General features: G+C 58.1%; 10 protein-coding genes. 2 read left to right on the top strand and 8 right to left on the bottom strand.

Annotated features, from left to right (window positions below; translation table 11 throughout):
• Nucleotides 1-514: 514 nt before the first annotated feature.
• From dut to OXE05_06905, 5 genes are all read right to left on the bottom strand, one after another.
• Nucleotides 515-946 carry a dUTP diphosphatase gene (gene dut / locus OXE05_06925; GenBank protein ID MCY4437051.1) on the bottom strand — a complete coding sequence of 144 codons (432 nt, stop codon included), beginning with the start codon at nucleotides 944-946 and terminating at the stop codon, nucleotides 515-517.
• Nucleotides 947-963: 17 nt separating this feature from the next.
• Nucleotides 964-1,392, bottom strand: a complete 429-nt coding sequence (locus tag OXE05_06920) for a septum formation initiator family protein (GenBank protein MCY4437050.1) — start codon at nucleotides 1,390-1,392, stop codon at nucleotides 964-966.
• Between the two features lie 475 nt (nucleotides 1,393-1,867).
• On the bottom strand, nucleotides 1,868-2,422 hold the full coding sequence (locus OXE05_06915; GenBank protein ID MCY4437049.1) for a hypothetical protein: 555 nt from the start codon (nucleotides 2,420-2,422) through the stop codon (nucleotides 1,868-1,870).
• Nucleotides 2,419-4,365 (bottom strand): DEAD/DEAH box helicase family protein, encoded by a 1,947-nt coding sequence (locus OXE05_06910; protein MCY4437048.1) that lies wholly within the window; start codon nucleotides 4,363-4,365, stop codon nucleotides 2,419-2,421. Before OXE05_06910 ends, OXE05_06915 begins: the two co-directional genes overlap by 4 nt.
• 230 nt (nucleotides 4,366-4,595) lie before the next feature.
• Nucleotides 4,596-5,474 (bottom strand): oxaloacetate decarboxylase, encoded by an 879-nt coding sequence (locus tag OXE05_06905; GenBank protein MCY4437047.1) that lies wholly within the window; start codon nucleotides 5,472-5,474, stop codon nucleotides 4,596-4,598.
• Between the two features lie 262 nt (nucleotides 5,475-5,736).
• Here OXE05_06905 and OXE05_06900 point away from each other — a divergent pair, with 262 nt between their 5' ends.
• Together OXE05_06900 and OXE05_06895 are read left to right on the top strand one after the other, a co-directional pair.
• Nucleotides 5,737-7,149, top strand: a complete 1,413-nt coding sequence (locus tag OXE05_06900) for an extracellular solute-binding protein (GenBank protein MCY4437046.1) — start codon at nucleotides 5,737-5,739, stop codon at nucleotides 7,147-7,149.
• Nucleotides 7,150-7,452: 303 nt separating this feature from the next.
• Nucleotides 7,453-8,004 carry a hypothetical protein gene (locus OXE05_06895; protein MCY4437045.1) on the top strand — a complete coding sequence of 184 codons (552 nt, stop codon included), beginning with the start codon at nucleotides 7,453-7,455 and terminating at the stop codon, nucleotides 8,002-8,004.
• Nucleotides 8,005-8,644: 640 nt separating this feature from the next.
• Here OXE05_06895 and OXE05_06890 read toward each other — a convergent pair.
• The 3 genes from OXE05_06890 to OXE05_06880 all read right to left on the bottom strand — a co-directional run.
• The gene (locus tag OXE05_06890; GenBank protein ID MCY4437044.1) at nucleotides 8,645-8,992 is read right to left on the bottom strand and encodes a transposase; all 348 of its coding nucleotides are present in this window, start codon (nucleotides 8,990-8,992) and stop codon (nucleotides 8,645-8,647) included.
• Nucleotides 8,989-9,174: a transposase gene (locus tag OXE05_06885; GenBank protein MCY4437043.1), complete on the bottom strand. Its 186-nt coding sequence runs from the start codon at nucleotides 9,172-9,174 to the stop codon at nucleotides 8,989-8,991. Before OXE05_06885 ends, OXE05_06890 begins: the two co-directional genes overlap by 4 nt.
• The coding region (locus tag OXE05_06880; protein ID MCY4437042.1) for a transposase at nucleotides 9,111-9,413 on the bottom strand (303 nt) is incomplete at its 5' end. The genes OXE05_06880 and OXE05_06885, both read right to left, overlap by 64 nt.

The raw sequence follows: 9,413 nt of genomic DNA, 5'->3' as shown, positions 1-9,413 counted from the left end.
TACAAGAGCAACCTTCCTCAGAGCTAGACATGACTAGTACACATGTCATTCCGAACGAAGCGCAGCGAAGAGAGGAATCTAAGATGTTGAGCCTATTGGGCGACACGTTGCATGGGCCCTAGATTCCTCGCTGCGCTCGGAATGACATGATCTGTCAACACTGCCAATTTGGGAGAGAAGTCTGTCAACGAATTACTCAACACTTACAGTCCAGGCGAGGCGTGCCGGTTTGCCGACGCGAGCGTGGAAACAATCTAATGGTCACACGTGCGGAGCCCGGAAAGACAATCCGTTCATCCTTCGACCCTTCGACAAGCTCAGGACAGGCAAGCTCAGGACGAACGGGGGTATTGCTGCGCGAATTGATGCGCTCTTGTTCCAAAGGTGGTTGCATGTCCGTTGCAATTGCAGGAGAAACGGCGGAGCCCGGCAATGCGTGTCCGTTCGTCCTGAGCTTGTCGAAGGAAGAACGGCGTAGAGAGAGGCATTCGGTGGCTAGGCGACGGCACCTCAGCTAGACGCCGGTGCTGCCAAAGCCGCCGCGATCTTCAGTGCCAAAACTTGCCACCTCTTCCCACGTGACGCGCGGCACTGGGATCAGCAACGCCTGGGCGATTCGTTCGCCGCGCTCCACGGTTACCGGCGCGGACGTCACGTTATAGAAAAGGGCTTGGATCTCGTCGGTATCGCCGCAGTAGTCCTGGTCGATGATGCCGATACCGTTCGCTTTCAGCAGGCCCTTGCGCACCGGCGTGCTGCTGCGGCTCGCCACCACAAGCGCGTATCCCGATGGCACCTCAATCACCACGTTGCAGGGCACGCGAGCGGTTGCTTGCGGCGCGATAGTCACGCTCGCGCGGGCACACAAGTCAAAAGCAACTGCCCCGGCGGTGGCGTAACGGGGCAGCGGGAGCGTGGGATCGATGCGCTTGATGCGAACGTCCATATCTCGTATGTGTTCCTTCATGTGAAATTGCGCTTGAGCAGCGCAACCCATTCCAAAAAGTACCCCCATTCCGCATCGTACGGTGTATCGGAGATCAACAGGTCTTTGACAGGGACGCTGGTATTTTCCATGGCGGAATCCGGACGATCCCCATCCAGGGGCAATAGCACCAGCTCTTCACCCGGCTCCACCAATCCCAGCCGCTCTTTGGCCATCGTGCGGATGTACGCCTCCGTGTGGCGGCGCGCCAGCTCATGTTGCAAGGATTCATTCTCCGCTTGGCGCGCGGCCAGGCGCTGCTCCAGCGCCAGGACCCGCTGGTTGACTTCATAGCTGTTGAGCACGCGCGCGGGAAATCCGGTCAACGTGGCCGCAATGACCAATCCCGCAATGAGGAGCACGTACTTGGTTACGCGTGCTGACGTCCGGTCATTGGGGAGGCGCATGGTTTCTGGTCTCGGGGGGCTGACGGTTGGTATCGTTGTGTTTCACTAGCCGCTGCAAACAACATATCCAAATGCCCAGTCACGCCAACCATGCACCGGATGTCTCTTGCAGGCTGGCGCGACTTATGCTCCTGCGTGAACCTATTTTGGGGAATAGGGGACAGCAAGGTATGCGAGTAACTCCGAATTGAACAGACCTGCCGGCACTTCGCCGTCGCCATAACAAGACCGTCTTAGACAGGTACAAGTGAGGTAGCAGAAGGTAAATAATACCACGCTAGGAAGCTGCGATACGGATGCCAGGAACTGAGACTGCACTGAACTGCGATGCGCGAAAGGTTGGCGGCAGCACGCCTTCACTCTCTGAAGTATCAGTCTACCACAAGAAATGGCCCAATGCGTAATGATCAACAGGGAAGCACACGTCAACTCGATCTAGGGAGAGTTCACAATGTCTTTGTCGAGTTGAACTCGCTCATAGAGCATCCTTCAATGCCCTCACCTGCTCAGGCGTGTAGTGCTTTTTGATGTTCGCCGCCACCCTTTTCGGGTTCCCTAGAAGTGCAACTGACTTTGGGCGGGGCTTCAGGACGCCCGCCTCCCTGGCGGCGGCGGCTACGCTCTTGAATTCCCCATTCTTCATTCGCTCCAGAATATCCGGCCGATCTCGGGAGATCCGAGTAATGAGGTAGGTTGCGCCGGTGCTTCCAACGGGGTTCAGCGGTCGAGCGGGCATCGCCTGAACCGCTACTCTTGAACGTGCGGCGACATCATTTCCAATCTCAAGAGCCTTCAGCATCACCTCTTTTGTGCCGAACGGCTTTCTGGGCGGGACTTTCTCCCAAATGGCATGCTCCTCTGCCTCGGCCCATGTACGCATATAACGTTCAAAGTCGAGATTTAGGCTCTTCCATATGGACTGGAGTGCGCTGATAGTCTGCCAGCACCATAAGACATCACCGGGTTCCTTTAGCGCGCGCGGCCCCGTCAGACTAGCCGCGTCCTGCTCAGACAATTCTTCACTCTTCATCCGCTCACCCCTGATTTCAGGTCTCCCTTTAGACTCTCGATTAGTCGGTCGAATTCTGACGGATCCACAATCCTGTCAAGGTCGATCTGGCGTCCAAATACGCGCCGCTTGTGACGGTGCCACGTCTGGGCGATTTCCTTCTGCCAGGCTGGGTCTTTTGGTTTGTAAGTACCATTTTGCCTTTGTGTAGCAACTTGCTTCGCAAGCGAGTTTGCCTCGGCTCGCTTCTGTTTCAACTCTTCGCCCACGTTACGAAACGCTGAGGATGCAACTGACGACTGTTTGCCATTCGTATGGGATTCTTCTTTAGGCACATGAGCGACGCCTAACACTTCCTTCAGTCTCGGGATACCCTTAGCGATTATGGGCTTAGTAAGTAACCGTCCAAGTGAAGGGTATATCCCAACAATCTGGTCAACTTCACTCAATTGGCTACCTGGAGCTACCACATCATCCGAATCTCGGAAAGCAGCATCGTCTGTGCCTGTTACTTCATATGTGTCTGGAGGCGGCGCGGGCTCCCTAAATCCGGCTTTTTCCTCCCGTACCTCTTGGAAATCATACTCTCTGGCTTCCCCTCCTTGGTCGCGTATAAGGCTTTGGAACAGCGCCTCTGCAAAACAGTCTGCTGGGCTGATATAGACTGCGGCCGCAACTCGATCCCGGGGGTCTTCTGTCCTATTCCAAACCGTGCAAATGCGCGTTAATCGCTGAATAAAGTTGTTTCGAGTTCTGATGCTTGATAGGTCGAGGCAGACCTTGAGTCGGTCGATGTCCAAGCCGACTCCACCCATCTGCTTGACCACTAGTACATCTCCCTCGCCCTCCATGAACCTCTTTATAGTCTCGTCAGCCTTCGCGTCTGCCGAAGTCGCTCGTACAACCCGAAAGTCTGCAAGGTCCCGAAGAGCGGCTTCGACTTTCTTGGCATGTTGATTGGCTTGTTCGTCTTCTGCTGTGTCATTGCCGACGAACACGACAGCCGCCGTCCGAGTGTCATCTTTCTGTCGGTTCGTGAGCTCTGTGACCAGTTTCTGGCAAGAATCTCTGACCACGCCAACATCCTTCACAGAGGCAGTTAGGGCTGCTCGTGTCACGTCTTGGGAAAGCTCAGAAAGCCGCCTAGCACCTATTGGAGTGCCCATCAGCCCATCAATCTGCTGGAGATTCACCTCAAATGGCTGGTGAGTGACCTTGCAGAGCACAGGTGGATCTGCCTCATCCCAGACTTCGCGGAAGCCAATCGCATAATCAGCTTCCAACTGATAGAGCAGTGCCTCACCTTCGCTGATGATGACCTTATCTTCGCCTTCTGGCCTCCTGATTGTGATAGGTTCATTTGACACAGAACGGTACGTGAAGCCAGGAAGCCGGTGCTTATCCGTCCTATATGGGGTTGCAGTTAGCCCTACAATGAAAGCTCCGGCATCTTGCCATTCCTTGATGCACCGACCCCAAGAGTTGCTCAAAGAAGCGGTGTGAATCTCGTCAAAGTACACCACTGGTGCAAGGCCAGTCTTACGGATCGTCGACTTGACCAATTCGGTGAAAAACGGCATGTTGTTATTCGCGAGCTGTATATTCATCGCAGCGAATGCAACATTGGGAAACGGGAGCCTTGGGCGGTTTTCAATAGCAGCTGTGGTAATCGGGGCGGCAGGTCCCAGCTTGTATCGGTGTGCCATGTCCGAGACTTTGCGATCATCGATCAGTTGGGCCGTGAGAATAGAATTCGGCGTAACAAAGAACGCCCGACTAACAACGCCATCTGCAATTAGTCTGGCCGCCGACATCCGAATCACATCTGACTTGCCATACCTAGGTGGCAAGACTATCCCAGTAGTCTTTTTGCCCCTGCGTACATTCTCTACGACTGTGTCGTAGGCCAACCGCTGGTGCTCACGAAATGCAGTAAGGTCTACCTCAAACTGAAATCCTGCCATCCTGTTTCCCTTCTTAACATTGCAGGACGGACAAAGCGCCTGCATTTCGAGGACATTCGTTCGGTGGCTGACCGACCACGGGACTATGTGATCGGCGTGCCAGCCTTCTTTCAAGCGGGCACCACATTCTTGACACTGCCCACCGGCAGCTTCGTATAGGATGTTCCGTAGGTCTGGCGACCTTAGAAATCTACCCATACTGCGAGTCTACAGAGCAATCAAATGACCCGTCAACTGCTTTCCCGTGTGGCGTACTGTTTCTCCCAGGCGCGGAACTGGTCCACGTTCACGCACTCCGTGAACTCATCCAGGGTGGTCATGTCGGTGATGGTGCCGGTCGTGCCGTGCTCTTTGAGCGCCTTGTAGACGTGCTGCATGGCGCGCGCCGCGGAGAAGAGACTCGAAAGCGGATAGACTACAATCTTGAAGCCAATCTCGGCGAGTTCAGCGGGTGAGAGGACGGGCGTCTTGCCGCCTTCTATCATGTTGGCAAAGAGCGGCGCGGTAGGAAATGCTGCGGCGATAGCGTGCAGTTCCTCCAGCGACTGGGGCGCTTCGATGAAGACCACGTCGGCCCCGGCTTCGTAATAGGCCTGACCGCGTGCGAGAGCCTCATCCAAGCCCAAAACCGCCCGCGAATCGGTGCGGGCAATGATCACCAGGCCGGAATCGCCCCGGGCATCCACCGCGGCGCGCAGCTTCTGCACGTGGTCTTCCATAGGGATCACGCGCTTGCCTTCCAGGTGGCCGCACTTCTTCGGCCACTCCTGGTCTTCCAGGATGATGCCGGCCACGCCCTGCGCCACGCACTCGCTCACGGTACGGATGACATTGAGCGGATTGCCGTAGCCGGTGTCCATATCGGCGACGAGGGGCACGTTCACGCTGTTCACGATGTTGTGTACGCGGTCCAGGATTTCGCTGGCAGTCATCAAGCCGAGGTCCGGTACGCCGAGCGCGCTGGCGGCAAAGCCGAAGCCGGTCGTAAAGACGGTCTCGAAACCGGCTTGCTCCGCGAGACGCGCGCTCAAGCAGTCATACGCGCCGGGCAAGACGACAATGCCGGGTCGCTCGATCAAAGCCCGTAGTTGGGCGGAACGCTCATTCACGGGGCATGCTCCTTACGTTTCATTTCTTCTACCGTGAATTGCACAGGTTCATAGGGACATTGTAGCCGCAGGCGTAATTTCCCACATGTCAGCGAGGATTTCGATTGATTTTTGCCGCGCAGATCTTGACACATGGCTATTGATGGGCATAATTTTACCTGAGGGAACTTTACGCTTACGGAAAGGAGGGTATTGCCCATAGGCCCTCTGTGGCAGTGATCCCCGTGACCGTAGTTTTGCTTTAAGCAATGGAGGATGAACAGTGGAGCTTCGACACCAATTCACGCGCCGTCGTCTGTTCGGTAGTATCGGCGCGTTCTCCGCGGGAAGCCTCTTTCTAGCTGCCTGCGGCCAGCAGATGGCAGCGGAACCCGGCGGCGAGATGGCCGAGGAAGAGACTGCCAAGGCGGAGGAAGAGAAACCCGCCATGGCCGAACCCGTGGAAGTGCAATGGCTCACCCACCACAACAGCCGCCAATTGGATAACGTGGACGGGCTGGTTAAGGAGCCGTTTGAAAACGACAACCCCGGCATTACGCTGAAGTGGATCATCTGGACCGGCGACCGGCGTGAGTTCCTGCAGACTCTCGTGGCCGGCGGCCAAGCGCCTGACGTCGCCTGGCTCACCGACCCGGCGCTCACAGCGCTCGGAGCGGTGGAAGCCATCGACGATCGGGTGGCCAAGGACCAGGTCGACCTGAGCCCCTTCCCCGAAGCCGCCATGGACGCGTGGTTCCGGCGTGACGGCAAGCTCTTTGCGCTGCCGAATCAGTCCGGCGGCGACTGGCCCGTGTCGCCAACCAACAAGCGCATGTACGAAGAGGCCGGTCTGAACCTGCCGCCCACCGACTGGACAGACCCCGACTGGGACTTCGACCGCTTTACCTCTGAAATGAAGCTGCTGACGAAGGAAGACGGCGGCAAGACTTCGCAGTTCGGCTTGCTGGGCGCGAGCCCGGTCTACCTCTTCATCGACTGGCCGAACCTCTTCGACACGGAATGGATCGCCGATGACAACCGCACGGTGACTTCCGACGATCCCGCGCTCGTGGACGCTTACGAGCGCTTCTTCACCATGGCGATTCAGGACCGCTCCGTGGACAAGCCGGGACAGGTAAGCGACCTCTTTGGCACCAACGTCAGGACGGCATTCGTCGAAGAGCGGGGCGCCATGTTGCGCAGCGCGCCCGGCGGTTTCTTCATGATACTGGAGGCGATTCAGCGCGGCGCGCCGTTCGTCTATAGCCCGATCGTGCGTGGCACCAGCGCGCAGCCTGTCTCGCACCTGAATCTGGACGGCAACGGCATCGTGGTCGGTTCCAAGCAGCCGGATGCCGGTTGGGCGCTCATCAAGTGGGGCAGCCAGACTATCAACTGGGCGATCTCACGCGGTACCGGCTTCCACCGCGTGGACTTCTTCGACGAATGGGCCCAGAACATCTACGGTGATGCAGAGTTCCAGGCGGAGGTGCGCCTGGAGGTGTACCGCGACGCGCTGCAATACGCGGTGCCGGCGGGGCGCTCCTTCCGTTCCGCCGCCTACAACCAGATCCGCGACCAGCTCATCACTCCGATCTTTGGAGACCTCTTTGAGGGCAAGGTGACAGTCCAGGAAGCCCTGCGCGGCATGAAGCAGCCCATGCAGGCCCTCGTGGACGAGGCGCTTGCTGGCTAGTGACGCGAGGAGGGGGCACGTTTTCGGTAGCTGGAGATTACAGAAGGGCCGGCGCCTGCCGGCCCTTCTCCACATTAAGATATTCCTAAGAAACCAGGGGGCAGCCGCTGACGGCAAGCCAAGAGAGCCTACGGGTGCGCTATAGTTGATTTATTGGCAGGTACATTCTCACTACATCTTGGTTGCATCGCTCTGAAGAATTCAACACGGCTTTCGACGTCAACGCGGCACGGCCCACAAGCTTGGTATCTACGGGTACCAAGGCTGCTTTTCATTCGTGCACTTGCGACTAGCATGCTTGTCGTGTTGTTGAGCACGTGCGGGCCGTTTAACCCAGGCCCCGTTACTCCGCAGCCAACGGCAGTACCTACGCCGATACCAACCGCGGCTCCTTCGCCAGTCCCGACGGCAGCGCCCACACCGACAGCGACGCCGACTCCTGCGCCAACGGCTATTTCCACGCCGACGCCAACGCCGGCGCTTACCCCCATTCCAGTACCTACTGTCGTGCCCACACCCATCCCGACACCGACGCCGGATGTCCCGGGAGCATCGCTTGTCGGAGACTGGGAGGGGAATGCAAGGGTGCTTGGGTCTGATATCCCGGTAAGCGCTACTCTCATTGTCGAGGACGGCGAGTTGCGCGGCACGCTCGACATTTCTTCGCGGCGGATCGAGAACCTTGCCTTTACCGCCGAAGTCTTCCCGGACGGCCGGATTCGTTTCGTGATCCCGGACCAGGACCCCCCACTGACCTTTGACGGTATGTTGGAAGATGATGTGATTTCAGGCACATTCAGAGTAGGCATCATTGGGGGAAGCTTTATCCTGGAACGCGCTGGGTCGGATTCCTAACCGGCTGCCACACTCTTGAGCGTTACCGCACCTTGAGGGAGGCCGTAGCATCGCTTCAGCCAAAGGCGCAAGCCTTACTCCCTCTCTCCGGCAGGGGAATCCCCCTTCTCACCGGCAACCACTCCGTCTTCCCCGGCAGCAGTTGTTCCCTCTCCCTGGGAGACCTAAGCACCATTGGGGCTGGCGGCGCAAGGCTTCCTCCCTCTCCCCGGCAGCGGCTGCTCCCACTTCCCAGGCACCGATTACTCCCTCTCCCAGGCAGTGATTTCTTCCTCTCCCCAGGGAGAGAGTTGGGGTGAGAAGATTGCAGCTTGTACAGTCCGCTTTCTCCGCTATGGCCAATCGGAAAGTGTGCAAGACTGGTGAGAACTATCCGGATTGCGGGGATTCTCCCCCTTACCCACGTACTTGATACGGGGGTGAGAGTGAAGTTGCTCGGAATGCAAGCCGGTGATTGACTGGTTTGGATCTAGGAAAGGTCTGAACAACTCTGTGTAGGCTTGGTGTTAGTGGTGTGTGCGGAATTATGGGGCGTGTTGGGGCGTGTCTTGGCGTTTCGGTGGGGCTGTTTTGCCCGTGTTTCGGTGCTGCTGGGAGCGTTTTTCGCTCCCGCTCGTGTTTTGGGCGCACTACGCCCGTGTCATGTTGCCAACTGGCGTGCGGCCGTCATCACATTGGTCAGCCCCAGCAGCAACGCCAGCCGTTGCGTGTTCTTGTGCAAGCCCCGATAGCGCACCGTGGCGTAGCCAAAGCGCCGCTTCACCCACAGGAACGGATGTTCTACCTTGGCTCTGACCGAGGCTTTGCGCCGCTCCACCTGCGCCGCTGCGCTCTCAGACTTTAGTTTCCGCCGCTGTCCGGGCTTGAGCGCCACGCGCCACTCTACGGCGCGCCCCTGATGCTCTGGCCGCTTCTGTACCCCCACGTACCCGGCGTCTCCCCACACCTGCTGCTCTGCGCCGTGCAGCAACGCTCCCGCTTGCGTCACGTCGTGCACGTTCGCCGACGTGGTGTCGAACCCTGTTCGCTGAAGCTGTGCACGAGCCCCGTCTGTGCATCGGCGCCAATGTGCAGCTTCATCCCAAAGTAATACTGGTTCCCCTTCTTCACCTGCCGCATCTCTGGGTCCCGCTGCCCGGCGCGGTTCTTGGTGGACGTCGGCGCCGCAATGATGGTCGCGTCCCCTGCCGCAGCCGCAAGCCCCGACCTGCCAAATGCGTGTTGATCTCCGCCAACAACCTCTCGCCCAACCGGTGTTTCTCCAGCATATGCCGAAAGTGCAGGATCGTCGTCTCGTCCGGCAGCGCTGCCGACAGCCGCAGCCCCACGAACCGCCGCACCGGTTCCACCTCGTACAGCATGTCCTCCATCCCAGGATCGCTCAGATTGTAGAACAACTGCACACAGTG

This window comes from Chloroflexota bacterium, from assembly GCA_026710945.1.
GTDB lineage: Bacteria > Chloroflexota > UBA11872 > VXOZ01 > VXOZ01 > VXOZ01.
This window is presented reverse-complemented; position numbering and strand designations above follow the sequence as displayed.

Coding starts and splice junctions, on each gene's coding strand:
- dut (MCY4437051.1), bottom strand. CDS start 946: ATGGACGTTCGCATCAAGCGCATCGATCCCACGCTCCCGCTGCCCCGT.
- OXE05_06920 (MCY4437050.1), bottom strand. CDS start 1,392: ATGCGCCTCCCCAATGACCGGACGTCAGCACGCGTAACCAAGTACGTG.
- OXE05_06915 (MCY4437049.1), bottom strand. CDS start 2,422: ATGAAGAGTGAAGAATTGTCTGAGCAGGACGCGGCTAGTCTGACGGGG.
- OXE05_06910 (MCY4437048.1), bottom strand. CDS start 4,365: ATGGCAGGATTTCAGTTTGAGGTAGACCTTACTGCATTTCGTGAGCAC.